General features: G+C 52.6%; 15 protein-coding genes. 9 read left to right on the top strand and 6 right to left on the bottom strand.

All coding sequences use genetic code 11. The features are described from left to right. Positions 1-94 precede the first annotated feature (94 nt). Positions 95-922, top strand: coding sequence for an HAD-IIB family hydrolase (locus D2E25_RS01565; RefSeq protein ID WP_125979292.1), 828 nt, complete (start codon positions 95-97; stop codon positions 920-922). 478 nt (positions 923-1,400) lie between these two features. Next, complete coding sequence (locus D2E25_RS10435; protein ID WP_164514649.1) at positions 1,401-1,850, top strand: ComF family protein; 450 nt, start codon at positions 1,401-1,403, stop codon at positions 1,848-1,850. Between the two features lie 66 nt (positions 1,851-1,916). Here D2E25_RS10435 and D2E25_RS01555 read toward each other — a convergent pair whose 3' ends face one another. The 3 genes from D2E25_RS01555 to glgB are packed head-to-tail and all read right to left on the bottom strand — an operon-like array spanning position 1,917 to position 6,002. Then, a complete protein-coding gene (locus D2E25_RS01555) occupies positions 1,917-2,993 on the bottom strand; it encodes a sensor histidine kinase (RefSeq protein WP_125979290.1) in 1,077 nt (358 codons plus the stop codon). A gap of 20 nt (positions 2,994-3,013) precedes the next feature. Continuing rightward, positions 3,014-3,733 (bottom strand): response regulator transcription factor, encoded by a 720-nt coding sequence (locus D2E25_RS01550; RefSeq protein WP_125979289.1) that lies wholly within the window; start codon positions 3,731-3,733, stop codon positions 3,014-3,016. 13 nt (positions 3,734-3,746) lie between these two features. Continuing rightward, entirely contained in the window at positions 3,747-6,002 is a 2,256-nt protein-coding gene (gene glgB, locus D2E25_RS01545; protein WP_125979288.1) for a 1,4-alpha-glucan branching protein GlgB, read from the bottom strand. A 126-nt stretch (positions 6,003-6,128) separates the two neighbouring features. Here glgB and D2E25_RS01540 point away from each other — a divergent pair, with 126 nt between their 5' ends. Together D2E25_RS01540 and ispF are read left to right on the top strand one after the other, a co-directional pair. Further along, entirely contained in the window at positions 6,129-6,725 is a 597-nt protein-coding gene (locus tag D2E25_RS01540; protein WP_125979287.1) for a CarD family transcriptional regulator, read from the top strand. Between the two features lie 197 nt (positions 6,726-6,922). Further along, the gene (gene ispF, locus D2E25_RS01535; protein ID WP_125979286.1) at positions 6,923-7,399 is read left to right on the top strand and encodes a 2-C-methyl-D-erythritol 2,4-cyclodiphosphate synthase; all 477 of its coding nucleotides are present in this window, start codon (positions 6,923-6,925) and stop codon (positions 7,397-7,399) included. Positions 7,400-7,451: 52 nt separating this feature from the next. Here ispF and D2E25_RS01530 read toward each other — a convergent pair whose 3' ends face one another. From D2E25_RS01530 to D2E25_RS01520, 3 genes are all read right to left on the bottom strand, one after another. Next, positions 7,452-8,288: a metal ABC transporter permease gene (locus tag D2E25_RS01530; protein ID WP_125979285.1), complete on the bottom strand. Its 837-nt coding sequence runs from the start codon at positions 8,286-8,288 to the stop codon at positions 7,452-7,454. A 2-nt stretch (positions 8,289-8,290) separates the two neighbouring features. Then, on the bottom strand, positions 8,291-9,178 hold the full coding sequence (locus D2E25_RS01525) for an ABC transporter ATP-binding protein (RefSeq protein WP_125979284.1): 888 nt from the start codon (positions 9,176-9,178) through the stop codon (positions 8,291-8,293). Positions 9,179-9,389: 211 nt separating this feature from the next. Further along, entirely contained in the window at positions 9,390-10,490 is a 1,101-nt protein-coding gene (locus D2E25_RS01520) for a metal ABC transporter solute-binding protein, Zn/Mn family (protein ID WP_125979283.1), read from the bottom strand. A 106-nt stretch (positions 10,491-10,596) separates the two neighbouring features. On the opposite strand from D2E25_RS01520, the gene D2E25_RS01515 reads away from it, so the two are divergent. From D2E25_RS01515 to D2E25_RS01495, 5 genes are all read left to right on the top strand, one after another. Continuing rightward, positions 10,597-11,475: a bifunctional methylenetetrahydrofolate dehydrogenase/methenyltetrahydrofolate cyclohydrolase gene (locus D2E25_RS01515; protein ID WP_125979282.1), complete on the top strand. Its 879-nt coding sequence runs from the start codon at positions 10,597-10,599 to the stop codon at positions 11,473-11,475. A gap of 186 nt (positions 11,476-11,661) precedes the next feature. Continuing rightward, on the top strand, positions 11,662-13,134 hold the full coding sequence (gene rpsA, locus D2E25_RS01510) for a 30S ribosomal protein S1 (protein WP_125979281.1): 1,473 nt from the start codon (positions 11,662-11,664) through the stop codon (positions 13,132-13,134). Between the two features lie 145 nt (positions 13,135-13,279). Beyond that, on the top strand, positions 13,280-13,924 hold the full coding sequence (coaE, locus tag D2E25_RS01505; protein WP_206430710.1) for a dephospho-CoA kinase: 645 nt from the start codon (positions 13,280-13,282) through the stop codon (positions 13,922-13,924). Between the two features lie 68 nt (positions 13,925-13,992). Further along, positions 13,993-16,104 carry an excinuclease ABC subunit UvrB gene (gene uvrB / locus D2E25_RS01500; RefSeq protein ID WP_125979777.1) on the top strand — a complete coding sequence of 704 codons (2,112 nt, stop codon included), beginning with the start codon at positions 13,993-13,995 and terminating at the stop codon, positions 16,102-16,104. A gap of 228 nt (positions 16,105-16,332) precedes the next feature. Further along, complete coding sequence (locus tag D2E25_RS01495) at positions 16,333-17,319, top strand: TerC family protein (RefSeq protein WP_125979280.1); 987 nt, start codon at positions 16,333-16,335, stop codon at positions 17,317-17,319. Positions 17,320-17,470 lie beyond the last annotated feature (151 nt).

Raw genomic sequence — 17,470 nt, 5'->3', positions numbered from 1 at the left:
ACTGTAAGCCAAGGCGACGCCAGCGTGGTGATGCGATAGGATAGCTAGGTCGGGGTTTGAGGTGGTACAGTCGGACGGTCATGGAGGTTGTGGCATGGCGGTGTTGGTGCATTCTTGGAATGAAGTCGATGCCGATGCGTTGTGTGCTCACGCACGAGTAGTGGCCTTTGATCTAGATAACACGCTCGCAGTTTCCAAACAGCCAATGCTGCCTGATATGGCAGATCGGTTCACACAGTTGACCTGCCTGACACCAACAGCGATTATTACTGGCGGACGATGGGAACTGGTTGTCAGTCAGATTCTTGACGTGTTAGGGGAGCGCGCTAACCGCGCTAATTTGCATCTCATGCCTACGAGCGGGTCTAGTTATTACCGTTGGAATGGGCATACATGGCAGTGCGAGTATGCGCGCACGCTTAGCGAAGCAGATCGTGCTGCTGCAATTGCATCACTGACTCGCCGTGCTCACGAACAGGGAATCTGGCCTGACCACCCATATGGTGAGCCGATTGAGGATCGCGGCAGTCAAATCACCTTCTCTGCACTCGGGCAGAAAGCTTCTGCTGAAGCAAAACGCGCGTGGGATCCTGATGACGTTAAGAAACAACGTTTGGTGGCAGCAGTAGCTGCTGATCTTCCACGTTTGCACGTGCGCGCTGGTGGTTACACCAGTGTCGATGTGAGTGAAGGCAATGTTGACAAAGCATATGCAGTGCGCCAATTAGCACAACAAGTGGGAAGCACGCCAGAACAGATCGTGTTCATTGGTGACCGTATGACGCCCGGAGGCAATGATTACCCAGCCGCTATGGCAGGTGCAGTTGCTGTGCACGTCAATGATCCTTCTGACACCGTGCAACTGTGCGATAGGCTTATTCGAGGGTTTATGAAGCGTACAGCAGCGCACGACGCTCGTTAGCAGCTTTATATTGTTGGCAGATTGCCTGTAGCTTGCGTGCAAAGCTACAATAACCCTAAGCGTTCGGGGGAGCGCGATTGGGGGCTCAACGATGAGTAAAAGAACTATTGCGAATGATCATCACACGTTCAGCTGGTTGCCGCTGCTATCAGCCATAAGCTCTGTACCAGCAGCTATTCGCGATCTCATCTGGCCTCGAGGATGCGCAGGATGCGATATGCCAGATGAAATAGTATGCAATGATTGTATGCGCCTGCTCCATGATTGGCAGCAGCTACCAATGCCAGGAACGACATGTGGCGCGCTCACCTGCGGAATGTACCGGGGCAATATTCGACAGGCGATTCTCGCATGGAAAGATCATGGCGACGAGGAATGTAATACGCCATTTGCTATAGCATTGGCTGATCTGTTGACGGTACTCCTCAGACACAATGGCTACTCAACATACAGAACGGACAATGCCAGTGCCAGCAATATGGGCGGCACAGATCATGCGACTGGCCGCACAGACCGGCCAGTATTGCTAGTGCCAGCACCATCATCTCGCTCTTCAATGCGCCGTCGTGGGCGATGGCATATGCGTGCGTTGGCTGTACGTGCAGCACGCATGCTCAGTCACCAAGGATTTGACGTACGCGTAATACCGTTACTGCGTACTACTGGCGTATCAAGCAAATCTGTACAGATGAACACTATTGCACAGCGATCGCATCGACTTGCAGGACGCATTGCTGTGCAGCGTCGCGTGTTCAACCAACACAATACAACAGATGGGGATGAGATGCGCGTCATACTGCTTGATGACATCATCACAAGCGGTGCGACTGCCACATACTGTGTTCAAGCATTGCGTGATGTGGGCGCTGAAGTGCTTGCCGTAGTGACATTAGCGTATACGCCTGATCCGAGGCAAGCACGCACGTGAAGAAGCACATACGCGCCTCAAATCAGGCATATAGGCTACGACTGGTGAGAGCTAGCAGTTGCTGCTTCACTCATCGCTGGCAATGTGATATTTGGGAAGCACGATTTCAAAATCAGCACCACGATCGTCATCGACAACGCGCACCGTACCGCCATGCAATTGCGCAGCCCAGCGTGCGATCGACAAGCCAAGACCAGTGCCTCCTGATTCAGTGCCTGGCCCCGTTTTCCCTTTAACAAAACGGCGGAAGATTTCTGATCTCGCTTCTTTTGGAATTTGTGAACCATAGTTGACGACATTGGTCACAATCGTGCCATTGGAGGTATTCTCATGCGCTTCAATAAGCACTTCAGTATCGTCAGCAGAGTGTTTCAGCGCATTGGCAATAATATTCGTAAACAATTGCCGCAGTCGATCTTGATCGCCTTCCATCCAAATGTCAGTATCAACGTTCATCACGATGTCGTGAGCATGGCCAGCATCGGCAATTTCAAGCGGTTCAATCGTCTCGTCAAGGAAATCATGCAGGTTAAACCGTTCAATTTCCAAACTTGCTGCTCCAGCTTCCATGCGTGATAAATCAAGCAGGAACGCAATAAGATCTGACAAGCGGTGTGTTTGATTGAGAATACTTTCTAGATTTGCTGGTGTGGGTTCGACCACGCCATCTGCCATATTCTCAACCATGGCTTGCAAAGCGGAAACCGGCGTGCGCAGTTCATGGCTGACGTTTGCAACGAGATCACGACGCATTTGATCAGCGTGTTGTAGTTCTTCAGCCATTTCATTGAATGTACGTGCCAAGCGGCCGATCTCATCGTTACTATCAGTACCTGTTTGCACGCGTACGCTGTAGTCGCCCTCGGCCATTGCTTCAGCTGCATCACGTAACTGGCGCAGGGGAGCGATCAAACCGCGTGAGAAAAAGTAAGTAATACTTAATGCCACGATCATCGTCAACGGCATTGCAATCCAGCCACTCCACCCATATTTCAGGAGGAACCAGACGAGTACAAAAGCAATTGATGTGGCGATAACAATGAGTACGCCAAGTTCTATCTTCAGCGAAGAGAAGAGCCCGATCGGACGACTAATGTCCAATCGGGCTTTCGTCTTGCCGCTATTGTTGCGCGGCTTAGCCATGAAACTCCTTGTCTGTATCGTCAGGCTTCTGGCGGCTCAAACGCATAGCCAACACCGTGCACGGTACGAATGGTTTGCGAGCCAAGCTTGTGACGCAATGCCTTAACATGGCTGTCAACCGTTCTCGTGCCGGATGCATCAACCCAATCCCACACTTCCTCGAGGAGCTTCTCGCGGGTAAGCACAGACTTTGGCTTACGCGCCAGTGTTGCGAGCAGATCAAATTCGGTGGGTGTCAGATGCACCTGTTCTCCATTGACTGTTACCAGTCGCTGAGCGGGGTCAATGACCAGCGATCCGAAATCAAGGAGCTTCTCATTTTCGGAGTTTTTCGCAATGACCTTTGCACGTTCCACGCGGCGAAGCAGTGCTTTACAGCGTGCAATGAGCTCTCGCATAGAGAACGGTTTAGTCATGTAGTCATCAGCACCAGCTCCAAGACCGATAACCTTGTCAGCCTCGTCGTCTCGAGCGGTCAGAATCAGTACCGGTACAGGACGGTCTGCGACAATACGCTTAGTAGCTTCGAGACCGTCCATTACCGGCAGCATGATGTCCATGATGACGAGATCAGGGCGCAACTGTTTAGCGGCTTGTACTGCGCTGGCACCATCGGACGCCACGCGGGCCGTCCAACCTTCGGCGGTAATGCGCTGGGCCACCGCCGTGGCAAGGGTCGGCTCATCCTCGACCACGAGGACTGTGCGCGGCGTCGTCTGACGTGCGGGAGTATTGATCATGAAGATTCACCTTTCAGTTTTCCGGCTTCAAGAATACCGCCCCCAGAGCCGGAATGGTGAGTTTCGCTGACCAATCGCGTGAATGATATTCACCCTTGACTGCTTCGAACGTGCCGTTATGAATGTCAGAACCGCCGTACTTCTTATCATCAGTGGTCAATACTTCAGTCCAGCGGCCGCCACTCGGCAGCGGAACCTGGTAATCTTCCCATGCTTCACCGGAGAAGTTGACGACAACAACCAGCTGCTCGCCATCCTTGCCAACACGAAGGAAGCTCAGCGTGTTGTGATCAGCATCGTCACTTGTCAGCCACTGGAAGCCGGCAGGGTCGAAGTCCTGGCTCCAAATTGCCGGAGAGGCCTTGTACAGTTCGTTCAGATCAGCGACCAGCTTCTGCACGCCCTGATGATCAGGCCACTCAAGCGCCGCCCAGTCGACAGAGCCATCATGATCCCACTCACCCCACTGAGCAACTTCATTGCCCATGAAGGAGAGCTTCTTGCCAGGGTGTGCCCACTGGTACGCAAACAGTGCGCGCACGCCAGCGTAACGCTGCCAATCATCGCCTGGCATCTTGCCAAACAGTGAACCCTTGCCGTACACGACCTCATCATGGCTGATTGGCAGCACGTAATGCTCCGAGTAGGCGTACACCATCGAGAAGGTGATTTCATTGTGGTGCCACTTACGGTTGATCGGTGTCTCGTGCAAGTACTGGAGCGTATCGTGCATCCAGCCCATGTTCCACTTGAGGCCAAAGCCTAGGCCGCCAGCACTCGTAGGCGCGGTAATGCCAGGATATGCAGTGGACTCCTCAGCGATCATCATGATGCCAGGATTGTTCTTGTACGCAGTAGCATTCGCTTCCTTAAGGAAGTCAATAGCCTCAAGATTTTCACGTCCGCCATAAATGTTCGGACGCCACTGGCCAGGCTGACGGCTGTAGTCGAGGTACAGCATCGAAGAGACAGCGTCAACGCGCAGGGCGTCAACGTGATACTCGTCAAGCCAGAAGCATGCGTTAGCAACCAAGAAGTTGCGCACCTCATGACGGCCGAAGTTAAACACGTACGTGCCCCAGTCAGGGTGCTCGCCGCGCAGCGGATCAGGATCCTCATACAACGGCGTGCCATCGAAGCGACCTAGCGCGAAATCATCCTTCGGGAAGTGCGCAGGCACCCAGTCCATGATGACGCCAATACCAGCCTGGTGGAACTTGTCAACCAGATACTTAAAGTCATCCGGGCCACCCAAGCGTGAATCCACCGCATAGTAGCCAGTAACCTGATAACCCCACGAACCGGAGAACGGGTGCTCAGCCAACGGCATAAACTCCACGTGAGTGAAGCCTTCCTTGACTACATAGTCAACGAGCTCATCAGCCAATTCGCGATAGTTCTTCAGACCCTTCTTCCAGCTGCCAGCATGCACTTCGTAAATGCTGACCGGGCCAGCGTGTGGATCCGTGGCACGACGGTGCTCCATCCATGCCTTGTCATTCCACTCATGGGTGGAATCGACGACAATAGAACCGGTTGCCGGAGGAATCTCATGCGAGCGTTCCATCGGGTCGGCCTTCATCTTCCATTCGCCGTTGGCGTTAAGAATGTGGTACTTGTACACCTCGCCAGCCTGCACGCCTGGGATGAAGATTTCCCATACGCCGGAGGAGCCGAGTTCACGCATTGCGTGACGGCGGCCATCCCAGCCGTTAAAATCTCCGACCACGCGTACGGCGCGAGCGTTAGGTGCCCACACGGTGAAGGACGTGCCGACTACCTGCTGGCCGGCAGTGCCGTCTGCACCGCCCATCGGATCATCAAATCGACGTACATGAGCGCCGAGCGCTTCCCAAAGACGCTCGTGACGCCCTTCGCCAAACAAATAGGTGTCCATATCGCCAATGGAAGGCAGGTAGCGGTAAGGGTCGTCTTCAACGAGCGTCTCACCGTTCGCGTACGTGGTGCGCACACGATAGTCAGGCACACCCCAACCGTGCTCGTTACGTTCAGCATCGAGTACCGCTACGAAGACGCCGTTGTATTCGTGTGTAGCTGCAGTCTCGCCATCGCTGGTGATGATGGACACGGCCTTAGCTAATGGGCGCAGCACACGAATGGTAACCTTCGACTCTTGCGCGCCAGTACCGAGATGACCGCCGAGGATCTCATGGGGGTTGTAGAACGTCGCGTTGCTTACCGCGTTCAGATTGCTCTGATCGACGGGCACAGGGACGGTATCTTCATTGATGTTCGTGTTAGTATCCATAACCAAGAGGGTAATACGAGACATGCCAGAATTTGGTATTTAGGGCGCGTCGCGTCGGCCTTATTGTGCAGTCCTGGCTACATGGCATAATCGATAAGGTTTTGTGTAATTTTTCACGGAGGATTCATGGGGTACAAGGTCGGCGATATGGTCGTCTATCCGCGCCACGGCGCGGCCAGGGTGGAGGCCATTACCGAACGTGTGGTGAAGGGCGTGACGAGGGAGTACTTGCAGTTGTCCGTACTGTCCTCCGACGGTTTGGTTATCAACGTTCCAGTCGAAAACGCGCAAAAGGTCGGCGTGCGTGACATTGTTGATGCAAACGAGGTTGCGAAGGTATTTGAGATCCTGCGTACCCCGATCGTCGAGAAAGAGATGAACTGGTCTCGTCGATACAAGCTGAATGTTGAGAAACTGGCTACTGGTGATGTGAATAAGATCGCTGAAGTAGTGCGTGATTTGTCTCAGCGTGATGTTGATGAACACGGCCTGTCTGCTGGCGAGAAGCGTATGCTCACTCGCGCGCGCAGTATTCTGACTTCTGAAATTGCCTTGTCTGAAGATCTCGACGAGACTGAAATTCAGCGTTTGCTTGACGTCAACCTTGGTTATGAGCCGCCGCAGCCTGGCGATGAGAAGCATCATACTGAGGCTCCTGAGGAAGCTGCTGGCGATACGCTGGCGCGTCTGGAAGCGGAGAACAAGAAGTCGAAGCGTAAGTAAGCATGGACGCTTGCCAATCGTGTTGAGCAATACGGCAGCACAGTGATTGACTTCAAAACGCTCGGGAACTGTAAGAACACTAGACTTTTCTTACAATTCCCGAGCGTTTTCTAGTTTGTGCAAGCCGTTTCATATGGTGTTGTAAGCACAGCACCTGTTCATTGGACATGTGTATTGGACAAGGAGAAAAGCCAAGAATGCTAATAGGGCAAGGATTTGATGCACACCGCTTTGCTGCGCCCGACACTCACCGACCGCTCTGGCTCGCGGGCTTGCTGTGGGATGGCAATGGCATTGAGGGTGATTCTGATGGTGATGTGGCTGCTCACGCGCTTATCGATGCCTTATTAGCTGCATCCGGTTTAGGTGATATTGGCTCATTGTTTGGCGTGGGAGCTACAGCGCATGGTGCGGGAATGCATGGTGTGGATATGCTGCGCGAAACTATTGAGTATCTCGCTGCGCGCGGGTTTGTGCCAGTGTCAGCTTCTGTAGCAATTATCGGCAATCGTCCAAAAATTGGAACTCGTCGCGATGAAGCAGCACGAGTCTTGTCTGAAGCGATTGGTTGCCAAGTTTCGCTGACCGCTACGACTACCGATCATATGGGTTTTACTGGGCGAGGAGAAGGCATTGCGGCTATTGCCAATGCGCTGATTGAGCGTCGGAGCTGATAGCTGATCACAGTACCAGCGTTTGCGTTGGTACTGTGATCCGGCAATACGCTCAGCGGTGCTTGAGCGAATCCACACCTTTAGCGGCGGCCCAGAACAGGGTGGATAGTGTCACGATAATGAAGCTTGGGGGAGCGGGGAACATCGCGGACAGTACGAGCCCACCCCAAATTGACACGAGGCAGAGTATGCCAGCCACGATCATTGCTTTCAGCGGCGATGTCACCAGAGTATTGGCTGCGGCCGCTGGCGTAATAACGAGCGCGAAGATCAGCAATGTGCCTACAGCAGGTACAGCGATCGTAATCACACCGGCCATAATTGCCATGAATGCCACATTCATCATGCCAATTGGCACGCCTTTTGCTTGCGCTACTTGTTCATCTACGGAGCTGAATAGTAATGGTCGATAGATAACCGCAAGGACCGCGAGTAGCAGCACATCGAAGATCGCAAAACCGATGATTTGATCAGTGGTGATTGTCAGAATTGAGCCAAACAAGATTGACTGCATTTGCTGTGACGCCGAGCTTGAGAGTCGTGCAAAAAACAGGCCCAGACCGGTGGCAAATGCCAGCACGGTACCAGTGGCAATTTCGCGTTGTGTAGCACGTTTACCGAGCGCACCAATAACGAGCGCACCACCGAGCGCAAATACGCCCATTCCCAAAGAAACTGGCAGTCCAAGAAGGACAGCGCCGGTAGCACCTGGCAAACCGATGTGCGCTAATGCGTGCGCGGCAAACGTTGAATGACGTGCAATAGTGAAATATCCCATTACGCCTGCTGCGAGTGCAATGCACAATCCTGCCAAAAAAGCGTTGGTCATAAATGGCAGCGTCAGTGTGCTCAGCCAGTCGGGATCAAAAGAAAAAGTAACGTCGTTCATACTTATGCCCCTGGATTTGTGTCGTGATGATATTCGTGACGGTGGAATCGAGCTACTTCGCGCGGATCATGCGTATCTGGGATTACATCGTCGGCTTCATCTGGCGTAGGAGTTACGAACATGTCTCCCTGTGGTGTGGTGACGACTTGAACTTTGGTGCCGTACAAATGAGTCAGCAGACTTGAATCGAGAACATCGTTCATGGCGGCGTAGTGCGGGTGACCGTCAAGCAGGTATACCGCTCCGGTGAGGATTGGCAGCAGCATGTTCAAATCGTGCGCGACTACTTGGATCGTCATGCCTAATTCTTTATTGAGGCGTGCAAGTACATGTACTACTGCGCGTTGACTGGCAAGATCAAGGTTGGCTAATGGTTCGTCCAGCATCAGCAGCTTTGGATCAGCAACCAGTGCTTGCGCGATGGCAACGCGTTGCCTTAAGCCTCCAGAGAGTTGAGAAAGACGATATTCAGCTTTGTCGGCAATGCCCACGAATGCCATTGCTTCATGCGTTTTAGCACGTTGTGCTTTGGTAACTGGGTGGATGCCGAATCGTGTGCCGGTCAGTCCGAGAAGTACTGATTGCTCGGCGGTTAGGTTTGAATCAATGTCAGAAGTGTAGCTTTGCGGCACATAGCCAATCTGCCGATTCATGGTGCCGGCTGGTTTTCCTAGAACGGTGAGTGTTCCATCGGCGAGTGGTTGCAGGCCAAGTTCTGCTCTCATCATGGTGGTTTTGCCGGTGCCGTTTGTGCCAACAATTGCGGTAACTGACCCATAGGGGATCGTGAAGCTTCCGTGATGCCAAATGATGCGATCGCCGCGTTTTACAGCGGCGTTATCGAACACGATGCACTCATGCTCGGAGTGTGTGGTGGTGTCGCCGCCCATACGTGCCTCCAATTGCTGATGATCTTAAGGACTTTGCTGGTTACGATCAGCCTGTTCTTCGGTCGATTATTGCAAAAGACTATGACAATCATTTTCAATAAGGAAGGTGTGAAGCTATGAACAAATCAGAGGGTTACGTACATCGATACGGTAATAAAAAACCGCAGGTAAACAACCTGCGGTTTGACAATGCACACTGACGAAGCGGTGATCACTTGCCAGGATCCGGTTGCTCGCCGTCGGGCGAGGAATCCTGTGTTGTAGCGGCACTATCATCTTGCGTCTGCGTGTCAGAAGAATCTCCTGCGGTGCCATCGGAGCCGTCAGATTGCGTCTCGCTAGTAGTGTCATTCTGAGTATCGGCGTCCGTATCGTCCTCAGCCGCTGATGCCTCATCGATCACGTCAGTTAACTTGCTGACAAGGTCGGCAATCCAATCAGTAAGGCTGCTTTGATCATCGGGCAACTGCTCGCTGATATCAAACACTGGAACATCTGAACGGCCAGCAGTGCCAGTCAACATATTGGTGGCATCACTTGCTTCCTGCGTGTTGTTAATCAGCACGTCAATGTCACGCGATTCGATCAATGCTTGGAACTCTTGCAAATCAGCAGGCGCAGGTTCGCCCTCCGAAGCAGAAGATTGCGCATAGCCTTTAGGGGTAGCATCTTCGAAGCCCATATCACTCATGAGATAGTAAGCAACCGCTTCCGTTGCACCATACTTAGCATCTTTATGCTTGGCAGAGAAATCATCCATTGCCTGTTCAATGGTTTTTTCTTGCTTTTTCCATGCGGCCAAACGCGTTGCAAATGCTTTCTTCTTCGAAGGCAACACCTTGGAAAACGCTTCAGTGAGCTCTTCAGCAACGCCATTGCGCGCATCCTTTGAGAACCACAGATGCGGGTTGTCGCCTTCCATAGCGCCCACCGTTTGTGCAGCGGAGACACTCACCGCATTACGACCTAGCGACTTGGTTGCCCAAGCATCATATCCAGCACCGTTGGTGACGACAATCTGAGCTTTCTGCAACTTCGCAATATCAGAGGTCTTTGGCTCAAAATCATGCGCGTCGACAGCAGTAGAACTCAAAATCGACGTGACAGAAACATCATCGCCGCCGATTTGCTTAGCCAATGAGCCCCATTGATTCACGGACGCAACAACCTCAATCGGGCCTGTTGCCTCCGGCTTAGCGGTGTTTTGCGATTGTGTGTTCGATGCCGTTCCACAGGCGCTGACGGACAGCAGCATACCGGTAGCCAAAACGGCCGCCATTGCAGTCAGCAGACGATGCGAGTGAGTCTTCATAGCGCGCCTTCTTCGAGTGTGCCCTTTGGGGGTCGTAATTTCGTTGACCTGAGTCCACGATAGCCTATCGTTGCGAGGAATGGATGCACGGCACGGAAGGACGCACATGACCATCAAACTCGACGGTAAGCTCACAGCAGCGAATATCAAAGCGAATCTGGCAGCACGCGTTGCACAGCTCAAAGAACAAGGTATCGAACCAGGGCTGGGAACACTGCTTGTGGGCAACGACGCAGGATCGGTGAAATATGTGGCCGGTAAGCACGCGGATTGTGCAGAAATTGGTGTGCGCTCAATCAAACATGAACTGCCAGCGGATGCCACTTTTGAACAAATCGCTGATGCTGTACGCGACATGAATGCTGATCCGGCGTGCACTGGTTACATCGTGCAGCTGCCGCTGCCTCGCGGTATTGACCAAAACGCGGTTATCGACCTGATTGATCCAGCCAAAGATGCTGATGGCATGCACCCATATAACTTGGGCGAACTCGTATTGCATGTAGGCGGCGAGATCACCACGCCGTTGCCATGTACACCGCGCGGTGTGATTGAGCTGCTTGGCGCATACGATATTGATCTCAACGGTAAAGAAGTATGTGTGCTCGGTCGCGGCATCACCATCGGCCGTACGATTGGCTTGATGCTCACTCGCCGCGCTGTGAATGCAACAGTTACGCTGTGCCACACTGGCACGAAAGATGTTGCTGATCACATGCGCCGTGCTGATGTGATTGTTGCGGCAATGGGCTCGGCTGGATTTGTGAAGCCTGACATGATTCGTGACGGTGCTGTGCTGCTTGACGTCGGTGTTTCTCGCGTATTTGATGAAGAGGTTGGACGCTGGCGTGTCAAGGGCGATGTAGACAAGGCTTGCTATGAGAAGGCTTCCGCCTATTCGCCAAATCCTGGTGGAGTGGGCCCGATGACCCGCGCCATGCTGCTCGCTAACGTTGTAGAGATGGCTGAGCGACAGTTGCACTGATTCCTAGCTGAGACTTACAACAGTGTCGGGCGTGTCATGCATCGCAGGCGTTTCATGTTCTGTGCGACACGCCCGAGATTTTGGGCATGGCTGACTGTATTCTTGATTTTTGCGTGTCTTAACAGATGCGCGCATAACTGAATATCGAGTAATTATCCATCCATCTATTGAGAAACCATTAACTACATGGCAGAGAACAATACTGAAGTCGCCAAGGTCGCCATCAACGACATCGGCACCGAAGAGGACTTCATCAAGGCAGTCGATTCCACCATCAAGAACTTCGATGATGGTGATCTGGTCGAGGGTACCGTCGTTAAGATCGATCACGACGAGGTCCTCCTGGACATCGGCTACAAGACTGAGGGTGTGATCCCCTCCCGCGAACTTTCCATCAAGAAGGACGTTGATCCTGACGAGGTCGTCGAGGTCGGCGACACCATCGAGGCCCTTGTCGTCACCAAGGAAGACAAGGAAGGCCGTCTGATTCTGTCCAAGAAGCGTGCTCAGTACGAGCGTGCTTGGGGCGACATTGAGAAGATCAAGGAAGCTGATGGCGTTGTCGAAGGCACCGTCATCGAAGCTGTCAAGGGTGGCCTCATCGTGGACATCGGTTTGCGTGGCTTCCTGCCGGCATCCCTGGTCGAAATGCGTCGCGTGCGCGACCTGTCCCCGTACATCGGCCAGAAGATCAAGGCCAAGATCCTGGAGCTCGACAAGAACCGCAACAACGTGGTCCTGTCTCGCCGCCAGTACCTCGAGGAGACTCAGTCCGAAGTGCGCGAGACCTTCCTCTCGCAGCTCAAGAAGGGCCAGATCCGCGAAGGTGTGGTGTCCTCCATCGTCAACTTCGGTGCATTCGTCGATCTCGGCGGTGTGGACGGCCTGATCCACGTTTCCGAGCTCTCCTGGAAGCACATCGACCACCCGTCTGAGGTTGTCAAGGTTGGCGACAAGGTCACCGTCGAGGTGCTCGACGTTGATCTCGATCGTGAGCGTATCTCCCTGTCCCTGAAGGCGACCCAGGAGGATCCGTGGCAGCGCTTCGCTCGCACCCACGTTCCTGGCCAGATCGTCAAGGGCAAGGTCACCAAGATCGTGCAGTTCGGTGTGTTCATCTCCGTTGAAGATGGCATCGAAGGCCTCGTGCACATCTCCGAGCTGGCTAACCGCCACGTGGAGAACCCGGAGACCGTCGTCAAGCCGGGCGAAGAAGTGTTCGTCAAGGTGATTGACGTTGATCTCGATCGTCGTCGTATCTCCCTGTCCCTCAAGCAGGCCAACGACTCCGTCGATCCGGCTTCTGAGGACTTTGATCCGGCTCTGTACGGCATGCCGGCTGAGTACGATGAGCAGGGCAACTACAAGTACCCTGAAGGCTTCGACCCGAACACCAACGAGTGGATTGCTGGCTACGAGAAGCAGCGCGAAGAGTGGGAGTCCCAGTACGCGGCCGCTCACGAGCTGTGGGAAGAGCACAAGGCATTCGTTGCCAAGGAGCTCGAGAACGCTGCTGAGTCCGCTGCAGCCGATGGCCAGGCTCCGAAGGAGGAGAAGGTCGAGGAAGTGTCCAACTACTCCTCTGACAACACCTCCACCGGTACCCTTGCTGACTCCGATCAGCTTGCCGCCCTGCGCGACCAGCTGCTCGGCAAGTGAGTTTCGCCTGAGTAGAGAAGAAGCGATTCAGTCTGATTCGTCGGCCTGATGAAGGAGCCCGATCCCATATGGGGTCGGGCTCTTCGCGTATATGCTGGGAATGCTGCTCGAGTCGCTGGTAGAAGTCGTAAGAGAGTGTGGCACAATGGCAACCGTGATACAACGCATAGGGTTAACTGGTGGAATCGCTGCAGGCAAGAGTACAGTATCAGCCCACTTACGCGATTTAGGCGCGACAGTGATTGACTATGACGCATTAGCACGCCTAATTGTGGCTCCCGGCAGCGAAGGACTTGCGCGTATTGTGGACGAATTCGGGCCAGCAGCATTATCTGCCAATGGCTCGTTGAACCGCGCCTGGATGGCAGAGCATGTGTTTGGACGCAATGCTGACGTGGGGGCGCGTGAGCGGCTTGATGCCATCGAGCATCCGTTGATTTACGCGCAAGCACGACGGCTTGAACGTGAAGTGTGCCAATCGTGTGTTAGCGACGATATGACCTGTAAGACGACGCATGTTATTGTGCATGACGTGCCGTTGCTCGCTGAAGTGTTCGACTCGATTCCGTTTCATTTCAATCATGTAGTAACTGTTGAAGCGCCAATAGCAGTGCGTATTGCGCGCATGATGGGGGAGCGTGGTATGACACGCGAACAGGCGTTAGATCGTATTCGCCATCAAGTGGATGATGCGACGCGCCGAGCAATTGCTGATATCGTCATAGATTCCACACAGCCCATAGAACAAATGTTCGAGGTTGTTGATAGATTGTATGCATCGTGGATGTGAGACGCTTCTCAGACAAGTGATATGGACTAGGGGGCCATGGTCACTATTGCGGTTGGAAAGGAGCAATGATGGGCTTCAACATCGAGCGGACCAACAAGCCATTTGTGGTAAAGGCGCCATATAAGCCATCCGGTGATCAGCCGCAAGCTATTGATGAGCTTGCTCGGCGTATCGAAAACGGTGAGAATGACGTTGTACTCATGGGTGCTACGGGTACTGGTAAAACTGCGACTGTTGCATGGCTCATTGAACGGTTGCAGCGCCCGACGCTAATCCTTGAACCGAATAAGACTCTTGCGGCTCAGTTATGCGCCGAATTTCGTGAGTTAATGCCTGACAATGCGGTTAGCTATTTCGTCAGTTACTACGATTATTACCAGCCTGAAGCGTACATTCCGCAGACAGATACGTATATCGAAAAAGATTCAAACATCAATGATGATGTAGAACGATTGCGCCATGCTGCTACTGCTAACCTGCTTACACGCCGTGACTGTGTAGTGGTAGCTACGGTCTCATGTATCTATGGTCTTGGCACGCCGGAAGAGTATGCCGGTCGTATGTTGTTCCTGAAGGAAGGGCAGCAAATCGACCGCGATCAATTACTGCGCATGTTTGTAGACATGCAGTATAAGCGTAACGATATTGCTTTCACTCGCGGTACATTCCGCGTGCGTGGCGATACCGTTGAAATTATTCCTGTATACGAGGAACTGGCAATTCGTATCGAGTTCTTCGGTGATGAAATTGATCGTATTTCTACATTGCATCCGCTTACTGGCGACGTAATCGCGCATGAGACTTCTGTCCATATTTTTCCAGCTTCGCATTATGTTGCTGGTCCTGAACGTATGGAGCGTGCGCTGAAAACCATCCGTGAAGAGCTTGATCAGCGTCTTGCTGAACTACGCAAGCAGGGCAAAGAGTTGGAAGCTCAGCGCCTGAATATGCGTACTACCTACGATCTGGAGATGCTTACTCAAGTAGGTGTCTGCTCGGGTGTGGAAAACTATTCGCGACATTTTGATGGCCGTGCGCCCGGTACGCCACCGCATACACTGCTTGACTTTTTCCCTGATGACTTTTTGCTGGTTATTGACGAATCACATGTTACTGTGCCGCAGATTGGCGCTATGTATGAAGGGGATGCGAGCCGTAAGCGCACGCTAGTAGAGCATGGTTTCCGTTTGCCATCCGCGATGGATAATCGCCCTCTGAAGTGGCCGGAATTCCTTGACCGCGTTGGCCAGACGGTATACCTATCTGCTACGCCTGGTGATTACGAACTTGGCCTTTCTGACGGCGTGGTTGAGCAAATCATTCGTCCTACTGGTTTGGTGGATCCGAGTATTGACGTTCGCCCCACTGAAGGGCAGATTGATGATTTGTTGGCGGAAATCAAAGAGCGCGTTGCTCGGCATGAGCGTGCACTGGTCACGACACTCACCAAGAAAATGGCTGAGGATCTTACTGATTATCTCCTTGAGCGAGGTATTAAGGTCGAATACTTGCACTCCGATGTAGACACGCTTCGTCGCGTTGAGTTGCTGCGCGAACTGCGCGAAGGCAAGATCGACGTTATTGTTGGCATCAACTTGTTGCGCGAAGGTCTTGACCTACCTGAAGTGTCGCTCGTGGCGATTCTTGACGCTGATAAGGAAGGCTTCTTGCGCTCTTATCGTTCGCTTATTCAGACGATTGGCCGCGCAGCGCGAAATGTGTATGGAACGGTCATCATGTATGCCGATGAGATTACTGAAGCTATGCATGAAGCTATTGATGAGACGAATCGTCGTCGTGATCGGCAGATCGCATATAACAAGGCTCATCATATTGATCCCAAGCCGCTTATTAAGAAAATTAGTGATGTTAACGACATGCTTGCCAAAGAAGATGTGGATACTGCCACGCTGCTTGCTGGAGGTTACCGCAATGCTGGTAAGGCAGGAAATACTCATCTAGGCGTGCCGAAAGCCAATGCAAAGGAAGTTGACAAGCGGCATGAGGAAATACTTACTGCTGGTCTTCCTGCGCAGGATCTTGCGGATCTTATTCGGCAGCTTTCGGAGCAAATGCATACTGCTGCTGAACAGCTTCAATTTGAACTTGCTGCTCGTTTGCGCGATGAAATTCGTGATCTGAAAAAGGAACTACGGCAAATGACTGAAGCACAGAAGTAGGCATTGACGCTCAGCAGGGTATGCCGTGTATTGAGCACCAGTGCAGGACTAGAGCGGGGGAGTGCAACAGCCACTAGCATCCTGCTATGCGAGCGTGTAGCTATCCCTCTTCCTTGCTCTTCATTATTGGAAGTATGAAGAGCAAGACATGTATGGTTTGCAGATTGTTGCCTGTGCTCGTACCTGTGTGTTGCCCGTGAGTCAGCGCCTCTTTCTATGCTGGGGCATATGTCTGAAACCCCTCTAGCATTTATGATCGCTACGTTTGTGGTGATCGCGATATTTTTTGTGGTCGACCTGTTCGTTATTGGGCGCCGCCCTCATGTGCCCAGCACGAAAGAATGCGTACAGCATATTGCGTTCTTCGTGGTTATGGCGTTAATCTTCGGTGGTCTGGTGTGGACGTTTGCAGGCGCCAAACCAGCTATCGAGTTCTACTCTGGTTGGCTTACTGAATACTCGCTCAGCATTGACAACCTGTTTGTGTTCGTGATTATTATGTCGAACTTTGCAGTGCCGAAAGTGCTGCAGAAATATGTGTTGTCGGTTGGTATCACCGTTGCATTGATTCTGCGTGGCTGCTTCATTTTGGTGGGTGCGGCCATTATTCAGCGTTTTACGTGGGTATTCTTCCTGTTCGGCGCATTTCTTATTTACACCGCGCTCAAGCTGGTTATGGGCGGCGATGAGGATGAGGAATACCATGAGAATGGTTTGATTCGTGCGCTTCGCAAGGTTATTCGTATCACCAATGATTACGATGGCGAAAAACTGCGTACTACTGAAAATGGTGTACGCTGCTGGACGCCGATGCTCATTGTGTTCTTGACCATTGGTACGACCGATGTGATGTTCGCCTTCGACTCAATCCCTGCGATTTTCGGTTTAACCAAGGATCCGTTCATCGTGTTCACTTCGAACGTGTTTGCATTGCTTGGTTTGCAGCAGCTGTACTTCCTGCTGGGCGCATTGCTTGACAAGCTTGTGTACCTTCCAGTTGGTCTATCGGTGGTTCTTGGCTTTATCGGCGTCAAGCTCATCATGGAAGCGTTGCATGGCAATTCGCTGCCGTTCATTAACGGAGGCCACCCGATTGAGTGGGTCCCTGAGGTACCAACTTGGCTCTCATTGGCGGTCATTATCGTATCGATTGGTACGGCAGCTATTGCCAGTGTTGTCAAGATGAAGTCTGTTGAGGCTGCCTCTCAGCAGTGAATGCATCTTATGCGGGATCGAAAATGTGAGCGCTCACAACACACCGGCGAAAAAACTGGTTCAACGCAAAAAATGCTAGTACACTAACCCTTGGCAGTGGAAGTCGTAAGGCTTCTTCGATATCAATAACCACCAAGAATAGGCAGGCATT

The sequence above is a fragment of the Bifidobacterium goeldii genome (assembly GCF_003951095.1).
Lineage (GTDB): Bacteria > Actinomycetota > Actinomycetes > Actinomycetales > Bifidobacteriaceae > Bifidobacterium > Bifidobacterium goeldii.
Note: the sequence above shows the minus strand (reverse complement) of the source record. Positions and strands in the feature narration are given on the sequence as shown.